This window comes from Mycobacterium sp. OAE908, assembly GCF_017872775.1.
In the GTDB taxonomy this organism is placed as follows: Bacteria; Actinomycetota; Actinomycetes; order Mycobacteriales; family Mycobacteriaceae; genus Mycobacterium.
The window spans coordinates 643,136-665,367 of sequence record NZ_JAGGJL010000001.1; the positions used below are offsets into that span (position 1 = coordinate 643,136).

At 66.2% G+C, this 22,232-nt stretch carries 23 protein-coding genes; 13 read left to right on the forward strand and 10 right to left on the reverse strand.

The features are described 5' to 3' along the window. Positions 1-23 precede the first annotated feature (23 nt). Together J3E61_RS03085 and J3E61_RS03090 are read right to left on the reverse strand one after the other, a co-directional pair. Positions 24-1,340 carry an NtaA/DmoA family FMN-dependent monooxygenase gene (locus J3E61_RS03085; RefSeq protein WP_192726984.1) on the reverse strand — a complete coding sequence of 439 codons (1,317 nt, stop codon included), beginning with the start codon at positions 1,338-1,340 and terminating at the stop codon, positions 24-26. 62 nt (positions 1,341-1,402) lie between these two features. Further along, positions 1,403-3,352, reverse strand: a complete 1,950-nt coding sequence (locus J3E61_RS03090) for an ABC transporter ATP-binding protein (RefSeq protein ID WP_210082581.1) — start codon at positions 3,350-3,352, stop codon at positions 1,403-1,405. Positions 3,353-3,560: 208 nt separating this feature from the next. On the opposite strand from J3E61_RS03090, the gene J3E61_RS03095 reads away from it, so the two are divergent. Together J3E61_RS03095 and J3E61_RS03100 are read left to right on the forward strand one after the other, a co-directional pair. After that, complete coding sequence (locus J3E61_RS03095) at positions 3,561-4,046, forward strand: NAD(P)H-dependent oxidoreductase (RefSeq protein ID WP_192726986.1); 486 nt, start codon at positions 3,561-3,563, stop codon at positions 4,044-4,046. Then, a complete protein-coding gene (locus tag J3E61_RS03100; RefSeq protein WP_210085413.1) occupies positions 4,043-4,543 on the forward strand; it encodes a flavin reductase family protein in 501 nt (166 codons plus the stop codon). Before J3E61_RS03095 ends, J3E61_RS03100 begins: the two co-directional genes overlap by 4 nt. A 1-nt stretch (position 4,544) precedes the next feature. On the opposite strand, the gene J3E61_RS03105 is transcribed toward J3E61_RS03100, so the two are convergent. From J3E61_RS03105 to J3E61_RS03115, 3 genes are all read right to left on the reverse strand, one after another. Further along, complete coding sequence (locus tag J3E61_RS03105) at positions 4,545-5,957, reverse strand: HNH endonuclease (protein WP_210082582.1); 1,413 nt, start codon at positions 5,955-5,957, stop codon at positions 4,545-4,547. Between the two features lie 102 nt (positions 5,958-6,059). Beyond that, entirely contained in the window at positions 6,060-7,685 is a 1,626-nt protein-coding gene (locus J3E61_RS03110) for an ABC transporter substrate-binding protein (protein ID WP_210082583.1), read from the reverse strand. A gap of 139 nt (positions 7,686-7,824) precedes the next feature. Further along, entirely contained in the window at positions 7,825-9,138 is a 1,314-nt protein-coding gene (locus J3E61_RS03115) for an NtaA/DmoA family FMN-dependent monooxygenase (protein WP_192727032.1), read from the reverse strand. 128 nt (positions 9,139-9,266) lie between these two features. Between J3E61_RS03115 and J3E61_RS03120 the strand changes: the two genes are divergently transcribed. Genes J3E61_RS03120 through J3E61_RS03130 form a run of 3 tightly spaced genes read left to right on the forward strand, consistent with a single transcriptional unit; the run spans position 9,267 to position 12,606 of the window. Then, positions 9,267-10,448, forward strand: a complete 1,182-nt coding sequence (locus J3E61_RS03120; protein ID WP_210082584.1) for an FAD-dependent oxidoreductase — start codon at positions 9,267-9,269, stop codon at positions 10,446-10,448. Then, positions 10,445-11,341, forward strand: a complete 897-nt coding sequence (sigJ, locus tag J3E61_RS03125) for an RNA polymerase sigma factor SigJ (RefSeq protein ID WP_192727034.1) — start codon at positions 10,445-10,447, stop codon at positions 11,339-11,341. The genes J3E61_RS03120 and sigJ overlap by 4 nt, the downstream gene beginning before the upstream one ends. A gap of 20 nt (positions 11,342-11,361) precedes the next feature. Next, positions 11,362-12,606 (forward strand): aminodeoxychorismate synthase component I, encoded by a 1,245-nt coding sequence (locus J3E61_RS03130; RefSeq protein ID WP_210082585.1) that lies wholly within the window; start codon positions 11,362-11,364, stop codon positions 12,604-12,606. On the opposite strand, the gene J3E61_RS03135 is transcribed toward J3E61_RS03130, so the two are convergent. Both J3E61_RS03135 and rsmI read right to left on the reverse strand, forming a co-directional pair. Continuing rightward, complete coding sequence (locus tag J3E61_RS03135; RefSeq protein ID WP_210085414.1) at positions 12,558-12,983, reverse strand: hypothetical protein; 426 nt, start codon at positions 12,981-12,983, stop codon at positions 12,558-12,560. The genes J3E61_RS03130 and J3E61_RS03135 overlap by 49 nt on opposite strands. Before the next feature lie 27 nt (positions 12,984-13,010). After that, positions 13,011-13,847 (reverse strand): 16S rRNA (cytidine(1402)-2'-O)-methyltransferase, encoded by an 837-nt coding sequence (gene rsmI / locus J3E61_RS03140; RefSeq protein WP_210082586.1) that lies wholly within the window; start codon positions 13,845-13,847, stop codon positions 13,011-13,013. A 24-nt stretch (positions 13,848-13,871) separates the two neighbouring features. Here rsmI and J3E61_RS03145 point away from each other — a divergent pair, with 24 nt between their 5' ends. Both J3E61_RS03145 and J3E61_RS03150 read left to right on the forward strand, forming a co-directional pair. Further along, on the forward strand, positions 13,872-15,422 hold the full coding sequence (locus tag J3E61_RS03145) for a phospholipid carrier-dependent glycosyltransferase (protein WP_192727037.1): 1,551 nt from the start codon (positions 13,872-13,874) through the stop codon (positions 15,420-15,422). A gap of 100 nt (positions 15,423-15,522) precedes the next feature. Then, positions 15,523-16,377: a hypothetical protein gene (locus J3E61_RS03150; protein WP_210082587.1), complete on the forward strand. Its 855-nt coding sequence runs from the start codon at positions 15,523-15,525 to the stop codon at positions 16,375-16,377. A 59-nt stretch (positions 16,378-16,436) separates the two neighbouring features. Here the strand turns inward: J3E61_RS03150 and arcA are convergent, their stop codons facing one another. After that, complete coding sequence (gene arcA / locus J3E61_RS03155) at positions 16,437-17,669, reverse strand: arginine deiminase (protein ID WP_210082588.1); 1,233 nt, start codon at positions 17,667-17,669, stop codon at positions 16,437-16,439. Here arcA and soxR point away from each other — a divergent pair. Further along, entirely contained in the window at positions 17,668-18,102 is a 435-nt protein-coding gene (gene soxR / locus J3E61_RS03160) for a redox-sensitive transcriptional activator SoxR (RefSeq protein ID WP_192727040.1), read from the forward strand. The two genes, arcA and soxR, sit on opposite strands and share 2 nt — an antisense overlap. A 32-nt stretch (positions 18,103-18,134) precedes the next feature. After that, positions 18,135-18,731: an alpha-ketoglutarate-dependent dioxygenase AlkB gene (locus tag J3E61_RS03165; protein WP_210082589.1), complete on the forward strand. Its 597-nt coding sequence runs from the start codon at positions 18,135-18,137 to the stop codon at positions 18,729-18,731. Here the strand turns inward: J3E61_RS03165 and J3E61_RS03170 are convergent. Together J3E61_RS03170 and J3E61_RS03175 are read right to left on the reverse strand one after the other, a co-directional pair. Then, positions 18,728-19,396, reverse strand: a complete 669-nt coding sequence (locus tag J3E61_RS03170) for a DUF5642 family protein (RefSeq protein ID WP_192727042.1) — start codon at positions 19,394-19,396, stop codon at positions 18,728-18,730. The genes J3E61_RS03165 and J3E61_RS03170 overlap by 4 nt on opposite strands. Positions 19,397-19,424: 28 nt before the next feature. Continuing rightward, positions 19,425-20,078 (reverse strand): DUF5642 family protein, encoded by a 654-nt coding sequence (locus J3E61_RS03175; RefSeq protein WP_210082590.1) that lies wholly within the window; start codon positions 20,076-20,078, stop codon positions 19,425-19,427. Positions 20,079-20,178: 100 nt separating this feature from the next. Between J3E61_RS03175 and J3E61_RS03180 the strand changes: the two genes are divergently transcribed. The 4 genes from J3E61_RS03180 to J3E61_RS03195 all read left to right on the forward strand — a co-directional run bounded on the left by J3E61_RS03180 (position 20,179) and on the right by J3E61_RS03195 (position 22,225). Continuing rightward, positions 20,179-20,490, forward strand: a complete 312-nt coding sequence (locus tag J3E61_RS03180; protein ID WP_192727044.1) for a hypothetical protein — start codon at positions 20,179-20,181, stop codon at positions 20,488-20,490. Positions 20,491-20,605: 115 nt separating this feature from the next. Next, on the forward strand, positions 20,606-20,917 hold the full coding sequence (locus J3E61_RS03185; protein WP_210082591.1) for a hypothetical protein: 312 nt from the start codon (positions 20,606-20,608) through the stop codon (positions 20,915-20,917). Between the two features lie 241 nt (positions 20,918-21,158). Further along, positions 21,159-21,857, forward strand: a complete 699-nt coding sequence (locus J3E61_RS03190) for an LpqN/LpqT family lipoprotein (RefSeq protein WP_192727046.1) — start codon at positions 21,159-21,161, stop codon at positions 21,855-21,857. Further along, a complete protein-coding gene (locus J3E61_RS03195) occupies positions 21,854-22,225 on the forward strand; it encodes a hypothetical protein (RefSeq protein WP_192727047.1) in 372 nt (123 codons plus the stop codon). The genes J3E61_RS03190 and J3E61_RS03195 overlap by 4 nt, the downstream gene beginning before the upstream one ends. Positions 22,226-22,232: the final 7 nt, after the last annotated feature.

Below are 22,232 nucleotides of genomic sequence, written 5' to 3' on the forward strand. Positions count from 1 at the left end.
CGCCTCCTTGTGGTGTCTTGTGGTTAGAACTCGCGCAGTGTCTGCCGCAGCGTTGACTGCGTGTATTCGGTCCTGGTGAGGCCGAGCCGCTGCAATTCGGGCACCAACCCGTCGGTGATCGACGAGATGTAGTTGCGGTTCAGGTCCCAGCCCGGCTTCATGATCAGGAAGCCGTCGCCGCCGATCTCCTCCATCGTCTCGCCCATCTTGCGGGCGACCTGCTCAGGCGTTCCGACGAACTCGACGCCGGTGGTGGCCCAGTCAATGGCCAACTGCCGCAACGTCTTCGGACCCGGACTGCCGTCGCCGCGCATGAAGTGCTCTAGCGAGCCCCGCTCCCCGTTGGTGGTCAGGCCCTCGGGAAGTGGCTCGTCCCAATCGAACTGCTTGAAGTCGATCTCGGTGTTGGACGAGATTGCGGCCAACTGCTTTTCGATGTAGCTGTCGAGCGCGGTGAGCCGGTCGATCTGCGCCCTGGCCTCATCCTCGCTGGCGGCGACGACCGGTGACACGCAGAACATGAGCTTGACGTCGTCGGGATTGCGTCCCGCCGCCTCGGCGCGGGCCCTGATGTCGTCGCGGTAGGCCTTCATGCCTGCGGTGCCGGTGCCGACGGCGACGATCGCATCGGCGGCGCGGGCTGCGAAGGCCCGACCCCGCGGGGATGCCCCCGCCTGCAGGATCGTCGGCTTGTGTTGCGGCGAGGGCACCGTGTTCAGCGGTCCCCGCGACTTGAAGTATTTGCCGACGAAGTCGATGGTGCGGACCTTCTTGAAGTCGGCATACGTATGGGTCTCGCGGTCCATCACCACCGCGTCCGCATCCCACGAATCCCACAGTTCGCAGACGAGGTCGTAGTACTCGTCAGCGACGTTGTAGCGCTCATCGTGCTCGGGCAGCGCGTCGAGGCCGAAGTTCTGAGCGGCCCGGTCCTCGGCCGAGGACACGATGTTCCAGCCGAAGCGGCCCTCGGCGATCGAGTCCACGGTCGATGCCAGCCGCGCCAACAGATATGGCGGATAGAACGACGTCGACATCGTCGCCACCACACCGAGTTTCGACGTGTTCGCCGCGATCAACACCGCCAACGGGATCGGATCGTGCTTCGGTGCGAACACCGAGTTCTTCAGCGAGCCCTCCATAGTGCCGCCATAGGAGTCGGCCACCATCACGGTGTCCTCGATCATGATGTAGTCGAAGCAGGCGCGTTCCATGCTCTTCGCCATGTCGACGTAGAACTTGCCGTTGGGCCAGTTCGCCACATCCGGCGACGCCCACGGCGTATCCCATTCCGGGGGGATGAAATTCATGAACCAGCCCAGGTGGAACTTTTTGGTCATCTCCATCTCCTCATCACAGGGGCGATCTATGTCTCATCGGATTCACTTGCGTAGCAATGGCATTACGCCACCTGACCGGCAGACGAGTCGTCGGTGGCGACCAGCAGGCACGACGCCAGATGCAGGCTCGTTCCGTCGGTGGAGACCAATGTCGGCACCTTGCTGTCACAACCGTCCACCCGTTCTGCGCACCTGGGATGAAACGAGCAGCCGGTCGGGATCGCCAACGGGCTCGCCGGTTCGCCAGGCAGCCGCACCGGATCGGTTCCAGGAGTCGGCACCGCGGCGAGAAGCGCCTTCGTATAGGGGTGTTTCGGGTTGTTGATCAGTTCCTCTGTCGGTGCCACCTCGACGATCTGGCCGAGATACATCACCGCGATTCGATCCGAGATGAACCGTGCCGCGGCGAGGTCATGCGTGACGAACATGACGGCCATCCCGAGTTCGCGGCGCAACTCCTGAAGGAGGTTCAGCACCGACGCGGCGAGTGACGCGTCGAGCGCCGACGTCGGTTCATCGCACAGCAGCAGCCGTGGCGGCACGATGATCGCGCGCGCCAACGCGACGCGCTGACGCTGCCCACCGGACAGGCTGGTCGCCTTGACGCCCGCGACGTCCGGCGGCAGGCCGACTTGGCGAAGCGCTTGATCGACGCGGTCGCGACGCTCGGTGCGACCTGTCGTCTTCAGCAGCCGCTCACCGACGATCTCGCCGACCGTCATCCACGGTGTCAGCGACGCGCCCGCATCCTGGAACACCATCTGGGGGCGCGACCCGAGATAGCTGACAGTCCCGTCCTCCGGGCGCATCAGCCCGGCCACGACGCGCAGCAGCGTTGACTTGCCCGAGCCGGATTCGCCGACCACCGCGATCGACTCACCGGCCGCGACGTCGAGGATGACGTGGCGCAGCGCGTGCAGGCTGTCACGCCTGAGCCAGCCGCGCCGCACCGCGAAGCGCTTGTCGATCCCGGTGATCTGCAACGCCTTTCGGCTGTCGTCCACCTCGACCATCGGCGCGAACAGCGGAGTGTCCTCGCGAGTGCCCGCCTCAGTTGTCGCATTGTCGACAATGCATGCCGCCACACCGGAATGCGTTGCGGCGGGCGTCGGTTCGGGCAGCGCGTCCGAACAGGCGAGCACCGCGGCCGGACAGCGCGGTGAGAACGCGCATCCCTTCGGATGGTCTCTGGGGTCGGGCGGCTGACCGGGCAGAGCGTGAATCGCGCGACCGAGCGGCAGGTCGAGATCCAGCCGCGAGTTGAGCAGCCCGACGGTGTAGGGGTGCGACGGCGCCTGCAGCACCTCGTCCATCTCACCGAGCTCGGCGACCCGTCCGCCGTACATCACCGCGACCCGGTCGGCGATCTGGGACGCCACGCCAATGTCGTGGGTGACGACGATGAATGACGTCCCCAGTTCGTTGCACAGGTCACGGAGCAGGCCGAGCACCTGTGCCTGCACCGTGACGTCGAGAGCGGTCGTCGGCTCATCGGCGATGACCAGATCCGGCTTGCCTGCCACTGCCATCGCGATCATCACGCGCTGCCGCAGTCCTCCGGACAACTCGTGCGGGAACGCTTTCATGCGCCGCTTCGGGTCGGGCACTCCGACGATTTCCAGCAGCCGCCTTGCCTCCTCGGAGTCCCCCGTCGCCTCGCTCACCTGCCTGCCGACGCGCATGGTCGGGTCCAGCGAGGTCATCGGATCTTGAAACACCGCGCCCAGGTGGGCCTTTCGCACCCGACGCCGTTCCTCTGGTGAGGCGGCGACCATGTCGATGCCGCAGACCTCTGCCCTGCCGCTGATGACCGGTGCTGGCTCCCCTGCAAGTAGGCCGAGCAGCGCAAGACCCATCACGCTCTTGCCGGATCCCGACTCGCCCACTAGTGCGAGCACCTCACCCGGCTGGACGTCCATGCTGACGCCCCGAAGCGCGTGCAACGGGACTCCGCGCCGCTGGAAGGTGACGCGCAGATCGTGCACTCTGGCGCGGGGGGTGTGCTCGCTCATGGTTACCCTCGATTCCCGTTGGGGTTCGATCGGGCGCCGGCGCCACGCAATCTCTTGGCATGAGCAAAGCCGCAACGGATGACGGAGTCACGTCGGAACTGTGTCGGTGAGATTGCGCCGATCAACGGCGTCCGGCGTCACCGCGGCGCAATGAAGGTGTTACCCGCGGGCCGAAGCCACGAAATCCAGGCCTTGTTGACTGCACGGCATGACTGTTGTCGTGGTAGGAAATCCCAAGCCGATGTCGAGGACGCGGGCCGCGGCCGAGTTGGTCGCCGAAAGGCTGACCGGCGTTGCGCCTCAACATGTTATCGACGTCGTCGACCTAGGTGCCGGCCTCCTCGGGTGGGGTGACCCCAAGGTGGCCGAGGCCAAGGAAATCGTGAAGGCAGCGGACTCATTGGTGGTGGCCTCCCCGACGTTCAAGGCCACCTACACCGGGCTGCTGAAACTGTTCCTCGACCAGTTCGGCGCAGGCGAGCTCGGTCAGATCACGACGTTTCCGCTGATGCTCGGCGGCTCGTACGCGCATGCGCTTGCCCCCGAATTGACCTTGCGCCCAGTGCTTGTCGAGATCGGTGCCAGCTGCCCCGCACCAAGCCTGTATCTGCTCGACTCCGACTACGAGACATCCGAGGATTTGGAGAAGTGGCTCACGGTCGCCCGTCGGTTCGTCGCGGCGGTGTCGTCGTGATCGCGGCGGTGGACGAGAGGTTCGACCAGGCTCTGCTGCGTCAGGCGTTCGGCTGTTTCCCGAGCGGGGTGACAGCTTTCTGCGGCCTGCTCGACGGCGTCGCCGAGGGGATGGCGGCGAGTTCGTTCACCTCGGTTTCGCTCGACCCTGCACTGGTGTCGGTGTGTGTGGCCAAGTCGTCGACCACCTGGCCGAAACTCGCACGGCTGCATCGTCTTGGGCTCTCCGTGCTGGCTGGTGACCACGCGCCCGTGGCGCGTTCACTCGCGTCGAAGACCGGCGACCGGTTCAGCGAAGTCGACTGGATGGCGACCGACAGCGGCGCGGTCTTCGTTCACGGTGCGACGCTGTGGCTGGAGTGCGCACCGTACAAGCGAGTCGACGCAGGCGACCACGAGATCGTGGTGCTCCGGATCGTCTCACTGGCGATGTATCCCGATGTCGCCCCGATGGTCTTCCACCGCAGCAACTTTCACGAGCTGGCCTCGACGGGTTAGGTCAGGCCGCGCCGTCTTCTGGACCTGCCCGGCTTTCCTTGTCGCCTTGGTCGTCGGGTGGACGGAATAGTCGTTCGGGGCGGTGGTAGTCGTTGGTGCGGGCTTGGCCGGTGTCCAGGTGTGGGGGTGGGATCCATTCGACGTCGTTGGTCGCGTTGATCCGGGTGCTCCAGCCGCCAGGACCGACCATGCGGTTATCCGGCCCGCACGCTAAGGCGAGGTCGTCGATGTTGGTTTGGCCGTCATCGGCCCAGTCTTGGGCGGCGTGGTGGACTTGGCTGCCGTAGGCGCCCACGGTGCAGCCGGGTTTGGTGCAGCCCCCGTAGCGGGCGATGAGCATGATCCGTTGCGCCGCCGAGGCCACCCGGCGTGAGCGGAACAGGTCCAGCGCTGATCCGGTGGCCTTGTCGAACACCGCCAGGTAATGGCTCGCGTTGGCGGTGGCGGCTAGGCGGATCACCTCGCCGATCGGGATCAAGGTGCCCCCGCCGCTGACGCCGATGCCGGCGCGGCTTTCCAGGTCTTGCAGGGTGGTGCGGATGATGACTGAGACCGGTAACCCGTTGTGCTGCCCCAGCTGGCCGCTGGCCAACACGCTGCGCCCCACCGCGAGCAGCGCGTCGTGTTGGCGCTGCGCCAAACTGCGGTGATCCCCCTCGATCTGGGCTTGCGACGGTGTGCCGGACAGGCAGGGGTGTTCGTCGTCGGGGTTGCACATGCCCGGGGCGGCCCATTTGGCGAAGATCGCCTCATAGATCGCCCACGCCTGCGGCGTGAGAGTCCCTGTCAACGGGGTCATCTTGTCGGATCCCTGCGGTCCTTTCGTCACCCCGCGGCGCCGCGCGCGCTCAGTATCGTCGGGTTGCGGCCCGTCCTGATCCAACAAAAACAGGATCCGCTCGGCGTTGTCTTTCAACTCCTTGGGGCCCACCCCGATCGCGGTGCGCACCAGATCCACTTCGATCTGCGCGCGGGTCAACGAATCGACCCCGGCCGGGAGGCGGTCCATCGCCTCGCGCACCACCTTGACATGCTCACGATTGATCGATCCGCACCCCTGCGCGAGCGCGGTGCAGGGCAACGCGGGGTCCAAAGGTTCGCCGGTCAGCGTGCGCCGCGGGCCCAGCTGAGCGGCCTCCTCGAGCCGACGGCCGGCCTCACTAGTCGAGATGCGCCACCGGATGGCCAACACCTCGCGCCACGACTTGGCACCCATCTCGGTGGCCGTGGTCTGCTCCTGCAAACGCGCCAACAGGCGATGGCGCTGCGACGGCAAGGCGCACGACAGCGCCTCCAATTCGTCCAGCGCAGAAATCAACTCCGCCGTGCCCAGCGCATCGACGGGCAACGCGGCCAGGCCCTCGTAGGCGGCGCGCAGCGCGGTGACCGCTGTCTGCACCGCACCCGAACCCATGACTCGAACATATGTTCGAACCCTAAGGATTCACGGCCGCATTTCCGAAGAAAACCATGAGAGATTGTCGCTAAAATGTCGCTAAAAGCGTTGCCCCACAGGCTAAGCCCGCTTGAGTGATTGCGGCCAGAAGATCGGCGGATAGAACGAGTTGTCCTCTACCCCACTGACGTAACTGTGCGCGATCGTCGAGTTCGGCGGTATGCACAACGGGATCCAGATCGCCTCGTCGAGGATCATCTGGCTGCACTTGGCATAGATCTGCTCGGCCTGGGCCCAGTCCGGCTGCTTGACCGCATCGTCCATCAACTTGTCGAGCTCGGGATTGGAATACTGGTAGAAATTCAACGGTTTCGCGCCGGTGCGCAACAGAATCCGGAACGTCGTGTCCAAGTGCAACGCATCACCGCCGAGGAACGACACCAGCATGTCCGGCCGCTTCTCGGGCGCCTGGTTCGGCAGGTCGAACTCCTCGGCCACCGGCATGGTCCGCACCGTGACGTCGAGTCCGAATGCCGCCAGCTGACTCTGGATCAGCTCGGCCATCTGCCCCCGGGGCGCGCCACCATCGGCACTCCAGGCGAGGTCGATCTTCTTCGAAGGAAGCGTCGGCACAATCGCTTTCAGCGCTGCGGCGTCGACCTGAGACGGGAACGGAGCCAGTGCCGGGTTCAGAGTGCGGTCGGGCCACATCGCGTTTTGCACCGTAGTCAACCCTCCCCACGCGGTGTCGACTATTGACTTGCGGTCCAGGGCAGTGAGCACGGCCTTGCGCAGTGCCTTATTCGCGAAGATGCCGGAGGTGGGGTTGAGCCAGATCGCCTCTCCGACACCGCCGAACGAGTTCACGACGGCGAACTGCGTGTTCTTCTGATAGGCCAGCACGTCGGGAATCGCGAAACCCTTTGTCACCATGTCGAATGCGCCGGAGTCCAACTGCAGCTTCTGGGTGGCCACACTCGGCGTGATGTCGATGCGGATGCTCTTGAACACCGGCTCCTCGCCCCAGTAATCATCGAATGCCTCGAGCGTGTAATGGCTGCCGGTGACGAACTCCTTGAACATGTACGGTCCGGTGCCCGCGTCGTGGGTCTTCAGCCATTCCTGGGCCATGTCGTCGCCGACGGCGTTTTTCGCAACGGCGGTGGGGCTGACCGCGAACGGCTGCCACGGACAGGCGAGGTAATGCAGAAACGCGTTGTTGGGCTCCTTGAGCGTGACGACGAACGTCGTCGGATCCGGCGCCTCGGTCTTGACGACACCGGCGACCATGTACGCGGGGCCCTGGTTGATCTTCCCGCGACGGTCGAAACTCTTGACCCACGATTGGGCGTCGGCGATCGTTCCGTCGTGGAATTTCACGTTGGGTTGCAGCGTGAACGTATACGTCAGTTGGTCCGGCGACACCGTCCACGACTTCGCAAGGCTTCCGATGATCTCCGACGTGCCGGACTTGTAGCGCACGAGTCCCTCGTAGGCCGATTCCATCACCTGCACGCCCTCGCCCTCGTACATGATGTCGGGGTCGGGAACCTGCATGTCGGCCAGGAACGGCATGCGCAGGACGAGTGTCCCGCCGTTCCCGGAACCGCTTGGCGCGCCACCGCATGCGGCGATCAGGGCGGCCAGGCTGATGCCGCCGACGGTGATGCCGCCGGCCTTCAAGAAGGCGCGGCGGTCCCACTGCGGACCGGACGGAATGTTGCGCGGGTGTGTCGTGTCGAACACGAATGCCTCCTAGGGGTCAAGGCTCGACCTGAGAGCACGGCATTCGCTGGCGCGCCATTTGCGAGCAGTAAATAGGCGGCGTGTGACGCAACCGCTTCACGTCAGTACCCCGCGCATTACGCCGGGATTGCGGCGGCGACTAGAACTCGAGCAGGTTCTCCCGAAACGTGCTGTGCTGGTAGCCGTCCCTGATCAGGCCGCGTTTTCGCAACGCAGGCGCGAGGCCGTCGGCGATCTCGGCGATATTGCGCCGGGTGACGACCGGCGAGAGCAGGAAGCCGTCGCCGCCGACCTCCTCCATCGCCTCGCCCATCTTCGCCGCCACCGTGTCGGGCGAGCCGACGAACGCGAGACCGGCGTGGGTGTCGACGGTGGCGATCGCCTCGCGAAGCGTCTTGCCCCGTGCGCCTTCGATGAACGTCCGCAGCGTGCTCGTCTCACCGTTGCCCCACACGTCGGGCACCTCCTTGTCCAGATCGAAGGTCGAGAAGTCGAATTCGCCGCCCGACGTGTAACTCAAACCCCACAAAGCCTTTTCGATGGCGTGGTCGCTCCAGCGGGCGGCCTTCATGTCCTCCTCGCGGGCCTGCGCGACGCGATCGGTGTCGCCGAGGATCGGGTCGATCAGGAACAGGATCTTCAGCGTGCTCGGGTCGCGGCCGTACTCCTTCATCCGGCGGTGCATGTCCTGCCTGAATGCCTTCATGCCCTCGATGCTGGTGCCGTGGGCGAGCATCGACTCCGCGTACTTGGCGGCAAGGTCACGCCCCGCGGGCGAAGCGCCTGCCTGCACGATCACCGGACGGCGCTGCGGCCCTGGAATCGTGTTGAGCGGGCCACGCGTGCGGAAGTACTTGCCCTCGAAGTCGACGGTGTGCACCTTCGTGTGATCGGCATACCGCGGCGTGTCCTCGTCGACCAGGACGGCCCCTTCTTCCCACGAGTCCCACAGTGCGCCAACGGCTTCCATCCATTCCTTGGCCATTTCGTAGCGTTCGCTGTGCAACATGAGCTCGTCGTAGCCGTACTGCTGCGCCGCGCGCGCCGAACTGCCCGTCACCACGTTCAGTCCGACTCGCCCGTCGGTCAGGTGATCGAGGGTGGTCATGGTCCGTGCCGCCATGAACGGGTGGTAGAAGCTCGTCGACAGCGTGACCGCGATGCCGATGTGTTTGGTGCGCTGGGTCAGCAGCGGGATCAGCGGGACGGGGTCGCACTTGGGGGCCAGCATGCCGTACTTGAGCGTCGTCTCCATCGACCGGCCATAAGCGTCCTCGACCATGCTGGTGTCCTCGACCAGCAGGTAGTCGAAGCGCGCGCGCTCAAGCGATGCGGCCAGATCGACGAAGAGATCGCCCTTCATCCAGTCGTGGCCGGTATTGCCCGCCCATGGATCAAGCGCCCATGTCTGTACCGAGAATCCACTGCCCATGAACCAACCCAGATGAAACATGCGACCAATGTGACGTGCAGATGTTTCGGCGCACCGGGGCGCACGATTCCGCGCGCATTACGCCGCCGCGGGTGAGTGATCTGCGTCACGCGTCGTCACATCTCGGCGATCGGCGGTGTCTAGAGGGCATGACTGAAAACAACACACGCAGCAAGGTCGTCGTCATCGGTGGTGGGTACGCAGGGGCCACCGCGGCCAATCACTTGCGACAGCGCGACGACGTCGATATCACCCTGGTCAATTCGAGGCCGAAGTTCGTCGAGCGGATTCGCCTGCACCAGCACGTGGCAGGCAATTACGACGCGACGGTCAATTACGACACGCTGCTCGGCGAGGGCGTCGGTCTTGTGGTCGACAGTGCGATCAGAATCGACACGGCATCCCGCACCGTGGCGCTCGCGTCGGGCCGGGCGCTGGACTACGACTACGTCATCTATGCCGTCGGCAGCACCGGCGGTGTACCCGCATCGGTTCCTGGCGCCGCCGAATTCGCCTATCCCATCGCTGAATTGGAGCTGGCGCTACGGCTGCGCGGCGCGCTCGACGAGCTGCACCCCGACGCCCCGATCACCGTCGTCGGCGCCGGGCTGACCGGCACCGAGACGGCAGCCGAGCTCGCCGAAGAGGGGCGCAACGTCACTCTGGTGTGCGGCGGCCAGTTGGTTCCGTCGCTTGCGGCGCAAGCTCGGCGCTCGGTGCGCAAGCGGCTGCGCAAGCTCGGCGTCACGGTGCTCGACGTCGACGTGGTCGCCGAGGTGCGACGGGATGCGGTCGTCTTCGCCGACGGCGCGGTGCGGCCGAGCGCGCTGACCATCTGGACGGCGGGCTTCGGGGTGCCCGAACTGGCCGCGGCCAGTGGACTGCAGACTGATGGGATGGGCCGCCTACTCACCGACGAGACACTGACCAGCATCGACGACCCGCGCATTGTGGCGGCAGGCGACTGCGCCGCCCCTTCGGGCCAGCCGCTGCGAATGAGCTGCCAGGCCGCGGTCCCGCTGGGGGCGCGGGCGGCCGACACCGTGCTCAGCCGGATCGCAGGCACCGAGCCTGCGCCGATCGACCAGGCGTTCGTCGGGTCCTGCGTCAGCCTGGGGCGGCACGCCGCCACCGTGCAACTGGCCCGCAAGGACGACACCCCGGTGAAGTACTACATCGGCGGCCGGCTCGGCGCCTCGGTCAAGGAGGCCATCTGCAAGGGCACGCTGTGGGGCATCCGCCACGAGGCGCACAAGCCGGGCTCCACCTTCGTGATGAAGGGCGGCAGGCGTCCGTCATCTCCGCTGCGCCAGGTGGTCACGGAATCGTGACCACCTCCGAGCACGCCGAGCGGTTCACCCATCTGCGGCCGCTGCTGTTCACGATCGTCTACGAAATCCTGGGCTCTGCAACGGAATCCGATGACGTGCTGCAGGACAGTTATCTGCGGTGGGCCGAAGTGGACCTCGCGACGGTGCGGGATACGAAGTCGTATCTGGCGCAGTTGGTGACGCGTCAGGCGCTGAATGCGTTGCGCGCAGGCGCCCGTCGACGCGAGGACTACATCGGCCCGTGGCTGCCCGAACCGCTGCTGCTCGACGAGCGCGACGCCTCAGCCGACGTCGTGCTCGCCGAGTCGGTGTCGATGGCCATGCTGGTGCTGCTCGAAACGCTGACGCCCGACGAGCGTGCGGTGTTCGTACTGCGCGAGGTCTTCGGCTTCGACTACGACGAAATCGCCGGAGCGGTAGGGAAATCCGTGACGACGGTGCGCCAGGTCGCGCACCGCGCCCGCGAGCATGTGCACGCCAGACGTAAGCGCTTCGATCCCGTCGACTCGGCGCGAACCACCGAGCTGACAGCACAGTTCCTGACCGCGGCGTCCACCGGCGACCTCGAAGGGCTGATGTCGATGTTGGCCCCTGATGCGGTCTGGACCGCCGACAGCAACGGCAAGGCCAGCGCGGCCCGCCGCCCGGTCGTCGGCGCCGACAAGGTGGCCAAGGCGATCATCGGTCTGTTCCGGCTCGGGCAGAAGTTGCCCGACGTGCGGGTCGAGACGGCGGTCTACAACAGCGCACCTGCGGTGGTCGTCTACAGCGGCGACCACCTCGAGGGCGTGTTCCTCGTCGAGGTCGTCGACGGCAAGATCACGCACTTCTACGCGATGCGCAACCCGGACAAGCTGGCAGGCATCGCGGTCCCGCGGGTGATCAGCCGCTAGCGCTCTGTCACGCTTGGTCCGTGCGGATCGAGCGACTCGGCGACTTGGGCGAAGCGCCGCGTGTGCTGCGCGCGATCGCCGCGGGCGCTGCGCGGTGTGACCTGGCGCCGCCCGCCGCACTGATCGGCGACTGGTTCGGCTCGGCGGCGGTGATCGCGCCGTCGCTGAACGCGGTCCCCGTCGATGACGTCTTCGCCGTGCCCGCAGGCGAATCCGACGGTGTGATCGGCGGCGGCTGGTTCGGCTATCTGTCCTATCCCGACGCGGGCATCGACGGACGTGGCCCGCGAATCCCCGAAGCGGCAGGCGGCTGGTCCGACTGCGTGCTACGCCAGGACCGCGACGGGCAGTGGTGGTATGAAAGCCTTTCCGGCACAGCACTTCCGGAATGGGTTACCGCTGCGCTGAGTGCACCCGTGCCGCGCAGCGACTTTCGCATCACGTGGGGTGAGGCTGACCGGGATGCGCACCGCCGCGGCGTGCTGGACTGTCTGGAAGCGATTGCGGCGGGCGAGATCTACCAAGCGTGTGTGTGCACGCAATTCGCGGGCCGCATCGAAGGCGCACCAATCGATTTCTTCGTCGACGCCGTCGAGCGGACCGCGCCTGCGCGGGCGGCGTACGTGGCAGGCGAATGGGGCACAGTGGCGTCGTTGTCTCCGGAGCTGTTTTTGCGGCGCCGCGGCGAGACGGTGAAGTCGAGCCCGATCAAGGGCACGCTGCCGCGGCATGCCGATCCGGCAGCACTGCGGGCGTCGGTCAAGGATGTCGCGGAGAACATCATGATCGTCGATCTGGTCCGCAACGACCTCGGCCGCGTCGCGATGACGGGAACGGTCACCGTGCCCGAGTTGTTGGCCGTCGAGCCCGCACCGGGCGTGTGGCATCTGGTGTCGACGGTGGAGGCGCGAGTCGGGGTGGGCGTGCCGATGGGTTCGGTGTTGGATGCGGCGTTCCCGCCGGCCTCGGTGACCGGCACGCCGAAGCTGCGCGCCCGTCAGCTGCTGCGCGGCTGGGAGCCGCACCGCCGCGGAGTGTATTGCGGCACAGTCGGTTTGGCGTCGCCGGTGGCGGGATGCGAGCTGAACGTGGCGATCCGAACGGTGGAGTTCGACGCGGCAGGCAACGCAGTTCTTGGCGTCGGCGGCGGCATCACGGCCGACTCCGATCCCGACCGCGAGTGGGACGAGTGCCTGCACAAGGCGGCACCGATCATCTACGCGGCCGACAGCGCGGCCGTCCAGCCCGCGTTGTCCGAGACGTAGAAGCCGATCTCACCGGCCGCTGTCTGAACGATCAGATGGGTGCGGCCGCCGACCACCGAGCCGTTGAATACGGAGGCCTGACGCACCCCGGTGATCGCGTCGACGGGGATGTCGATCGCCTTGCCGGTGAGCGTGCGAAAGGCCAGCCGTCGCCGGGTGAGTGCGATCAAACCGTTGTTCTTGACCATCGGGTAACCCGGCGCCGTCGCCCCTCGGTAGTTGCCCTTCTCGGGCGGGCGGACAACCTGCTCGCTTTCCAACTCGACCGCCAACTCGGCGGCAACGCGGCGGCTGCGGCGCCGAAACCACACGATGATCGGAATCCAGATCAGCACCTGCACCGCCAGAATTCCGACGACCAGCAAGACGACAAACACCGCGGTACTCACAGTGGCCCACCCCTTTCAGCGGCGTGATCGCAACACCGCATCGTAGAGCTCACGCCGTGATGGCGCGCCGGGATTCGCCGCCACCACCTGCGCGCACGCGTCCTTCACCCGCGTTCCGTCGTCGACGAGCGCGTTGGCTTCAGCAACGAGCGTCTCGAGGTCGGCCTTCGGTGTGGCCCCGGCCAATACGACGGTGATCTCGCCGAGCACCCCGTCGGCCGCCCACTCTGCGAGCTCCCCGAGCGTGCCGCGAACGACCTCCTCGTGCGTCTTGGTCAGCTCGCGGCACACCACCGCCGCGCGCTCAGCGCCGAGCGCTTCGACGGCGTCCCTCAACGTGTCGGGCAGCCGGCGCGGCGACTCGAAGAACACGCAGGTTCGGGGTTCGGCGGCCAGCGCCTTGAACCACGTCACGCGTGCGGCGTGCTTCCGCGGAGCGAACCCCTCGAAGCAGAACCTCTCTGCCGGCAGCCCGGACACCGCCAGCGCCGTCGTCACCGCGGAGGGACCAGGCAGGCAGCTGACGCTAGCGCCTGCCTCGATGCACGCGGTGACAAGGCGGTACCCCGGATCGCTGATCAGCGGCATGCCGGCGTCGCTGACCAGCAGGACCGTGGCCCCGGCCTGGATGTCGTCCACCAGAGCCGGGACGCGCGACGCCTCGTTCGCGTCGTAGAGGCTCAGCACCCTGCCGCGAGGCCTGACCTCGAGCGCGGTGGCCAGCGTGCGGATGCGCCGGGTGTCCTCGGCGGCGATCACGTCGGCGCTCGCCAGGGCCTTGACCAGCCGCGCGGATGCATCAGATGGCTGCCCCAGCGGCGTGGCGCCGATGAGCAGTCGGCCGGTCGACATGGGAGACAGCCTACGATCGCTGTCGTGACCGCCCCGGCTGACGAACTCGTTGCCAAGGGGCGCGCGGTTCCCGTCATCAGCCCCGCGCCCCTGGTGCCCGTCGCTGACTTCGGGCCGGTCGATCGGCTGCAGGGCTGGGCGATGACGGCTGTCATCACGGCGCTGGCGGCGATAACGCGTTTCCTGAACCTGGGCTCGCCGACCGATGCGGGCACGCCGATCTTCGACGAGAAGCATTACGCGCCGCAGGCGTGGCAGGTGCTGCACAACCACGGCGTTGAGGACAACCCCGGCTACGGCCTGGTGGTGCACCCGCCGGTCGGCAAGCAGTTGATCGCGATCGGTGAGGCGCTGTTCGGCTACAACGGGCTGGGCTGGCGGTTCAGCGGAGCCGTGTGCGGTGTCGTCCTCGTGCTGCTGGTGGTGCGGATCGGGCGACGGATCAGCCGGTCGACGTTGGTCGGCGGGATGGCCGGGCTGTTGTTGATCTGCGACGGCGTCAGCTTTGTCGCATCGCGCACCGCGCTGCTGGACGGGTTCCTGGTGGTTTTCGTGGTGGCGGCGTTCGGATGCCTGATCGTGGACCGCGACCAGGTGCGCGAGCGGATGCATGTCGCGCTCTTGGAAGGCCGCATCGGCGAGACGCCGTGGGGGCCGCGGCTCGGGGTGCGGTGGTGGCGGTTCGGCGCCGGCGTGCTGCTCGGATTGGCTTGTGCGACAAAGTGGTCCGGGCTGTACTTCATCGTGTTCTTCGGCCTGATGACGCTGGCGTTCGACATCAACGCGCGCAGGCAGTATCGGGTGCCGCGGCCGTGGGTCGGGGCGCTGCGCCGCGACCTCGGCCCGTCGTTGTACGCGCTGGTGCTGATCCCGTTCGGGGTTTACCTGGCGTCGTATGCGCCGTGGTTCGCGTCGGAGACGGCGGTGAACCGGCATGAGGTAGGCAATACGATCGGGCCCGACAGCGTGCTGCCGCTTCCTGACGCGGTGCGCTCGCTATGGCATTACACGTACGCCGCCTATCACTTCCACTCGGGACTGACCAACGCCGCAGGCAATCACCACCCGTGGGAATCGAAGCCGTGGACGTGGCCGATGTCGTTGCGGCCGGTGCTCTATGCGATCGACAACCAGAACGTGCCGGGGTGTGGCGCGCAGTCGTGTGTGAAAGCGGTGATGCTCGTCGGCACGCCGGCGATGTGGTTCATCGCGGTGCCGGTGCTGGGGTGGGCGCTGTGGCGGGCGTTCGTCAAGCGGGACTGGCGCTACGGTGTGCTGCTCGTCGGCTACGGCGCGGGGTTCCTGCCGTGGTTCGCCGACATCGACCGGCAGATGTACTTTTTCTACGCGGCGACGATGGCGCCGTTCCTGGTGTTGATGATCGCGATGATTCTCGGCGACATCCTGCACAAGCCGAATCAGAATGCGGAGCGACGAACGCTGGGCCTGATCGTCGTGTGTTGCTATATCGCACTTGTGATTACGAACTTCGCGTGGATGTATCCGATCCTGACGGGCCTGCCCATCTCGCAGGCGACGTGGAATATGCAGATCTGGCTTCCGTCCTGGCGCTGAGTTTTGCACTCATGGCTGTGGTTCGGCGTTATCCACAACCCTGGGTGCAAATTTCAGGGGGTAGCCGAAAATTGTCGGCGATGACCGAGAGCATCGCCGCATGCGTGAGGTCTTCATCGGCAGTGCGGCGTTGGCCAGCGGTGGCCTGACGCGCGCCCAGCTACGTTGGAACTACCGCGCGATGTTCCCTGACATTTACTTTTCGAAGTTCGTCGCACCCTCGCTCCAGCTCCGCACTGTCGGCGCGTGGCTATGGTCGAGACGCGACGGCGTGATCGCCGGTCGAGCGGCGGCAGCACTCCATGGTGCTCTGTGGATCGATGCGACAACGCCGATCGAAATGATTTGGCGATGCGGTCGTCCCCCCGCCGGCATCGTGGTGCGAAACGAACGGATTGACGCCGAGCACATCATGGTGATCGGTGGAATTCCCGTGACGACACCCGAACGAACAGCCTTCGACATCGCTCGACACCTGCCGCGTGACCTCGCTGTCCGACATCTCGATGCGCTTGCTCGAGCAACGGGCATCAAGGTGACCGACGTCCTATTGCTAACTGATCAATATCCGAGGGCACGCGGATTGCCACGATCGCGAATAGCGCTGCCGCTGATGGACGGTGGGGCCGAATCGCCGCAGGAAACACGAGTTCGGCTGATCCTCATTGACGACGGGTTGCCTCCGCCACGTACCCAGATCAGAGTCAGCGACGGAGTGCGCGTGGCATTTCTCGACATGGGCTACGACGAGCCGATGGTCGCCTTTGATTACGACGGCGAGCAACACCAGACCAACCGCGATCGGTACGTGCACGACATCGGGCGAGCAGAACTGGTCGACCGCGAGGGCTGGATCGATATCAAGGTTGTCGCCGAGCACAGCAGGCGATTCATCCTGCATCGTGCGCACGAAGCATTCGACCGACGCGGGTGGACGCCCCCAAGATTGCAGTGAGGGTTGTGAATTCGGCGGAATTGCAGCCGTGAGTGCAAAATTGAGCGCCGCGGTTGGCGCTAGAGCGGGTCGCGGGCCGCGGGGCATGACATGCAGCGCGGGCCCCCGCGTCCGGTGCCCAGCTCGGATGCCGCTATCGGCAGCACCTCGATGCCCGCATCGGTAAGCCGCGCGTTGGTTTCCGTGTTGCGCTCGTATGCGACGACCACACCGGGCGCCAGCGCCAGCGTGTTGTTGCCGTCGTCCCACTGCTCACGCTCCGCCGTCACCGGGTCCAGGCCGGTCGCGATGACCCGCAGCTTGTCGATCTGCATCGCCGCAGCGGCCGCCTCCACGAACGGCGCCGCGTCGTCGATCTTCACCCCGCCCGAGCCGTCGCGGTGAATTGTGAACGCCGACAACGAGTCCACGATGTTCGGATACATCACCACGGCATCGACGTCGACCATCGTGCACACCGTGTCCAGATGCATCTGCGCGCGCTCCTGCTCGATCGGCACCGCCAGCACCGTGTGCGCCAGATCATCGTCGAACAGGCTGCGCGCCAACGCTTCCGCGCCCGCAGGCGTTGTCCGCTCCCCCACCCCGACCGCGACCACACCCGGCGCCAGCAGCAGCACGTCACCGCCCTCGACCGGTGCCGATCGCGACTCATATGCCCGTCGCACCCCCAGGAACCGCGGGTGGTGCGCGTAGATCAGGTCGGTCAGCGACGTCTCGCGCACCCGCGCGGGCAACGCCAGCGACGGGATCGCCACCCGTGGCCCGATCCAGAACGACGAGTCGCGCGTGAACAACAGATTCGGCAGCGGGTCGATGACGAAGTCGCCGCCATGGTGCATGCGCCGCACCAGCGACAGATCGCCCCCGGAAAGCGGCAACTCGTTGAACGTCATCCCCGCCATCAGCACCCGCGCCAGCGGTCCGGCCTCCAGCGTCCGCAGATAAGCCGAAAGCTCTTGCGCCAGAGGCAATCCCAGCCGTCGTGAGTCGACAGCAGCCGAAATACCGTGCATCCGCGCCGCCCCGCTGTGCGCGAGCGCCTCGGTCAGCAGATCCGCGAGCAACAGCACCTCGACGGCTCGCGACTCCAGCACCTCGGTGAACGCATCGTGCTCCTCCTGCGCCTTGGACACCCAGGGCAGCCCGTCGAACAGCAGCGCGTCGTTGTTACGTGGCGTAAGCCGCTGCAACTCCGCTCCCGGCCTGTGCAGAATGACAGCCCGCAGTGTGCCGACCTCGGAGTCGCAGCCCAACTTCACATCTAGCACCTTAACTATGGTTGAGCTCATGGAGCTGATTCACGAACTCACTCCCGGCGAGATGTCGCAGCGCAGCGGCGTCGCCGTCTCGGCACTGCACTTCTACGAACGCGAAGGGCTGATCGCCAGCAAGCGCACCAGCGGCAACCAGCGTCGGTACGCCCGCGAGACGCTGCGCCGCGTCGCATTCATCCGGATGTCCCAGCGCCTCGGCATCCCGCTGGCACGCATTCGCGAGGCACTGCAGTCGCTGCCCTCCGATCGCGTCCCCACCAGCAAGGACTGGGCCAGACTGTCGGCAGGCTGGCGCCAAGACCTCGACGACCGGATCCTGCACCTGGAGCGGCTGCGCGACAACCTCGCCGGGTGCATCGGCTGCGGCTGCCTGAGCCTGAAGACGTGTGCCCTGTCCAACCCCGGCGACATGCTTGCCGACCAGGGCCCCGGCGCCGTGCGCCTTTAGAAATCGAACGCCTGTGCGATAGACTCGAGGTCATGGAGCTGGCTCTCCAAAGCTCGCTGTTCGAGCACGCCGAACGCCGTCACCTGGGCAGTGGCGCGTGGGTCGAGGTGCGGTCGGGCTGGCTCTCCGACGCCGACGGACTGTTCGACGAACTCCGCGATTCCATCCCGTGGCGTGCCGAGCGCAGACAGATGTACGACCGCGTGCTCGACGTGCCGCGGCTCGTCAGCTTTCACAATCTCATCGAGGAGCCCGCCCCTCACCCGCGGCTGAAGCAGATGCGTCGACGGCTGAACGACACCTACGGCGGGGAACTCGGCGAGCCGTTCACCACGGCCGGCCTCTGCCTGTACCGCGACGGCAACGACAGCGTCGCATGGCACGGCGACAGGATCGGCCGCAGCAGCGCCGAAGACACCATGATCGCGATCGTGAGTCTGGGCGCCACAAGGGTTTTCGCGCTGCGACCGAAGGGCGGCGGCAAGTCGTTGCGGCTCGAACACCGGCACGGCGACCTACTGGTAATGGGCGGGTCGTGCCAGCGCACCTGGGAGCACGCGATTCCGAAGACCACGCGGCCCGTCGGCCCGCGGATCAGTATCCAGTTCCGCCCGCACGACGTCCGCTAACCCTTGACGTCCGCGACCGCCGCGGTCAGCAGGTCACGCGCGCGCTGGGTATCCACCGGAACCACCGGCTTGTCGGGCAGCACCAGCGGGTTGGCCGTCACGATGACAAGGAACGTGCCGAAAGTCGCGATGTAGTTGTAGAGCTCGCCGGTGCGCGGCTTACCGTCGGCGGTCGTCTGCAGTACCCGGTGGATGCCCAGCGTGTGCACCCCGTCGATCTGCGGCGCCTCGACCACCTCGACGAGACCGCGCACACCCGGCCCACTGAAGCCGACCTTCTGGCAATTCTGCGCGGGATCGTTGCGCGGGACGGCCTCCGACGTCTCGATCGCGATCGCGATGAACCGGTTGCCCTTCCCCTCGGCGGTCGTCGCTGCCATGTTCCCCTTCACGCCCGCGGGCAGCACCTGCTGGCTGACGGCCTTGGCGCAGTCAGCGGGGTCGAACGTCATGCCCTGTGGCAGCGCCTGCGGGCCGAGCAGTCGCGGGTCGATGCCCGTCGGCCCGACATTGGTCACCTTGAAGTCCGCCCCGAAACTGGACTTGACGTTGGCGACGTGTGCGATGTCGGCATGCGACACGTCCTGCTCTGCGGAGTGGCCGGCCGAGCACGCGGCCAGCAGGCCCGCGCACGCGAGTACAACCATCGCCTTCCGGTTCGACATCGCCGCCAATGTACCCGCAGGGTCGCGCTCAGCCGCGTAACGCCGACACCGTTTTGACTAGCAGATTCGACGCGAATTGAAGTCCGAGTTGAGGATTCGGCGAGCCAGGGTCGGCGACGACGGTGACAAGAGCGACGTAGTCGCCCAGATAGGCGATGAAGGTGTCCGCGCGCGAATGGGTTTCGGTGCCGCCCTCGACGGTGGTGGTCGTCGAGGCGGAGAGCCCGACGGTCGTCGCACCGTCGATCGCGGGCGCCGCAACAACGCCGACGGTTCCGGCGGTATGCCCCGCCGACACCGTCCACTGGCCGCAGTCCTCGATCAGCGACGGCTCGAGCGTCGCCGCCGAATCGGCCACCACCGCATAGACGATGCCGCCCGTGCCCGACGCTGACCAGCCCCGCGTCGTCGCATCGCGACCGGCAGGGTCCGCGAGTGCCCCGCACTGCGGCGGCTCTGCCGTCCAGTCGGGACCAAGACCCCAAGACGCCACCGGCGCCGCCCGCCCAGATAGTGCGGCCACCTCGTAGCCGCTCGGCAACGCGGTTCGCACCCGGTCGATCCGGGCCGGGTTCACCGATGCCCGCGAGGCCGTCGTTGCCGTCGGCGGCACAGCAGGCGGCGTCTGCGCACACCCCGCCACCCCCAGTGACAGCGCTGCGAACAAGGCAAACAGCCGCACGCCCGTTGATACCACAGAGATTGCTTAGAAAAGGCTTGCAACGTCCTGTGTCCGCAAAGCGATGAACATATACCAGGCAAACAACAGAATGGAGACTGTCATGCGCACAGGCTGGAGTGTGGCAGCAACGATAGCGGTGGCCGGTGCCATGCTCGCGCCCGCAGGATTCGCGACGGCAGAACCCACTCAACAAGGCAACGCCTACCAAACGATCGGGCTGCTCGAAGACGAGGGCTACAACGTCATCATCGACCGGGTCGGCAACGCGCCGACCAACCAGTGCACTGTCACCAGCGTGCGCAATCCGCAGACGCAGACCAGGACGTTCTGGGTGGACGAGGGCAAGCATCGTCGGCTCGTCACGGTCGTCGTCAGCAGATCGATCAACGTGACGCTGAACTGCGACGTGTAACCGAGCCGACACCATCACGTCACTTGTAGTAGCGGAATCAAATTGCGCTACTGCGAGTTTCATCAATCAGACCCGCGGTGACTAGAGGGGATGCCGTCGGTCTTGAGGAGCAGACGTGAGGGCACCACAATTAAATGAGTTGACTTTTGCAACGGTTGCTGTAGCAGCTTTTTTCGCGCTGGCAGTAGGGTTTCCGGCAGGCGCCGACGCCGCGCCGTCCGGCATCGGGTCGGCACAGGACGCCGTCAACGAATTGGAGCACAACGGCTTCAATGTCGTGGTGAAAAAGGTCGGCGCCGCGCCGCTCGATCGCTGCACGGTCGACTCGGTGCGTCCGGTCGGGCCGGTGATTCGACCGGTGCAAAACGGCACGGAGTTGGTGAACCAAATCGTCTACCAAACCGTGTATTTGACAGCCAGGTGCTGACTGCGCCTGGCGCGCAACGTGTTTAGCGGCCGACAGCGGGCTTTGGCCGCCCGCCGTCGGCTCTTACGCGCGCGTCAGACGTCGCTGAGCGAACTCGTCTCCGCCATCCGCAGCGCGCCCCGAACCGCCGGCAACGGCGCGATATGACCGCGAAACGCTACTCGACGTGTCGATTTACCCTGCGCCCGATGTTTGCCGACCGTAGGCTACGCCGGAGATTTCCAAATCGACAGGAGACCCAATGTCACGCTCAATCCGGGCCGGCGCTGTCGCCGTCGCGGCGATCGCACTCGGAATCGGCCTGTCCGGCTGCGGATCGGACACCAAGTCGGCGCCGTCCACCTCGAAGCAGACCTCGTCTTCGACGTCGACCACGACCAGCAAGGCCGCACCGTCGACCTCCGCACAGGCCGCGGGCCCGAACAAGACGATCGTCGACTACATCAAGGAGAACGGCATCGTCGAGACGCCCGTACATCGGGGCGATGCGGGCGCGCCGACGATCGACTTGCCGTTCCCGCCGGGGTGGGAAGACGCCGGAAGCCGAACGCCGCAGTGGGCCTACGGCGCGATTGTGTCCACCGACCCGACGTTCGCCCAGGACCCGCCGACCATCATCGCGCTGGTGTCGAAGCTGGCGGGCAACGTCGACCCGGCGAAGATCCTGGAGTACGCGCCGGGTGAGATCAAGAACCTGCCCGGCTATGACGGCTCGCAGGACGGCAGCTCGAGCACGCTGAGCGGATTCGACGCGACGCAGATCGGCGGCACCTACACCAAGGACGGCGTCAAGCGCGCCATCGCTCAGAAGACCGTGGTGATCCCCGGCCAGGACGGCCTGTACGTGCTTCAGCTCAACGCCGACGGCACCGAGGACCAGATGGGCGCATTGATGGACGCGACGAACACCATCGACGAGCAGACGACGATCACGCCATGACCGCCGTTCCCCCGCTCGATCCCAACGAACCGCCGCCCCCTGCGCGCGGGCTCACCAGCGATGAACGCGGCCGCGACGTCAGCGCGGCGCAGGCCGAAGCCGAGGCCGAAGAGTCGACCGGCAAGCAACTGCTGAAGGCCATGAGCCCGCGGTTCGTGTGGTCGCAGGCCGAGGGCTACCCCGTGGTGATCAAGCAGTTCCTCCAGTTCTGCCTGATCCTCATCTACCCCGCGTGGGTGGGCGGGATCCTCGCCATGGCGGCGGTCTACTACCCCTGCTACGCGGTGCTGTGGGCGTTGTTCTGGCCGTTTCGTGCCTGGATGAAGAAGAACCGCCCCGAGGAGTACGCCGCCTCTCAGAAGAAGTAGACGCACC

Bases quoted from the DNA above. Each gene is read 5' to 3' on its own strand.
- J3E61_RS03195 (WP_192727047.1), top strand. From the start codon at position 21,854: ATGACCGCCGTTCCCCCGCTCGATCCCAACGAACCGCCGCCCCCTGCG.
- J3E61_RS03120 (WP_210082584.1), top strand. From the start codon at position 9,267: ATGACTGAAAACAACACACGCAGCAAGGTCGTCGTCATCGGTGGTGGG.
- J3E61_RS03165 (WP_210082589.1), top strand. From the start codon at position 18,135: ATGGAGCTGGCTCTCCAAAGCTCGCTGTTCGAGCACGCCGAACGCCGT.
- J3E61_RS03095 (WP_192726986.1), top strand. From the start codon at position 3,561: ATGACTGTTGTCGTGGTAGGAAATCCCAAGCCGATGTCGAGGACGCGG.
- J3E61_RS03170 (WP_192727042.1), bottom strand. From the start codon at position 19,396: ATGTCGAACCGGAAGGCGATGGTTGTACTCGCGTGCGCGGGCCTGCTG.
- J3E61_RS03105 (WP_210082582.1), bottom strand. From the start codon at position 5,957: ATGGGTTCGGGTGCGGTGCAGACAGCGGTCACCGCGCTGCGCGCCGCC.
- J3E61_RS03115 (WP_192727032.1), bottom strand. From the start codon at position 9,138: ATGTTTCATCTGGGTTGGTTCATGGGCAGTGGATTCTCGGTACAGACA.
- J3E61_RS03180 (WP_192727044.1), top strand. From the start codon at position 20,179: ATGCGCACAGGCTGGAGTGTGGCAGCAACGATAGCGGTGGCCGGTGCC.
- J3E61_RS03150 (WP_210082587.1), top strand. From the start codon at position 15,523: ATGCGTGAGGTCTTCATCGGCAGTGCGGCGTTGGCCAGCGGTGGCCTG.
- arcA (WP_210082588.1), bottom strand. From the start codon at position 17,669: ATGAGCTCAACCATAGTTAAGGTGCTAGATGTGAAGTTGGGCTGCGAC.
- J3E61_RS03085 (WP_192726984.1), bottom strand. From the start codon at position 1,340: ATGACCAAAAAGTTCCACCTGGGCTGGTTCATGAATTTCATCCCCCCG.
- soxR (WP_192727040.1), top strand. From the start codon at position 17,668: ATGGAGCTGATTCACGAACTCACTCCCGGCGAGATGTCGCAGCGCAGC.
- rsmI (WP_210082586.1), bottom strand. From the start codon at position 13,847: ATGTCGACCGGCCGACTGCTCATCGGCGCCACGCCGCTGGGGCAGCCA.
- J3E61_RS03090 (WP_210082581.1), bottom strand. From the start codon at position 3,352: ATGAGCGAGCACACCCCCCGCGCCAGAGTGCACGATCTGCGCGTCACC.
- J3E61_RS03190 (WP_192727046.1), top strand. From the start codon at position 21,159: ATGTCACGCTCAATCCGGGCCGGCGCTGTCGCCGTCGCGGCGATCGCA.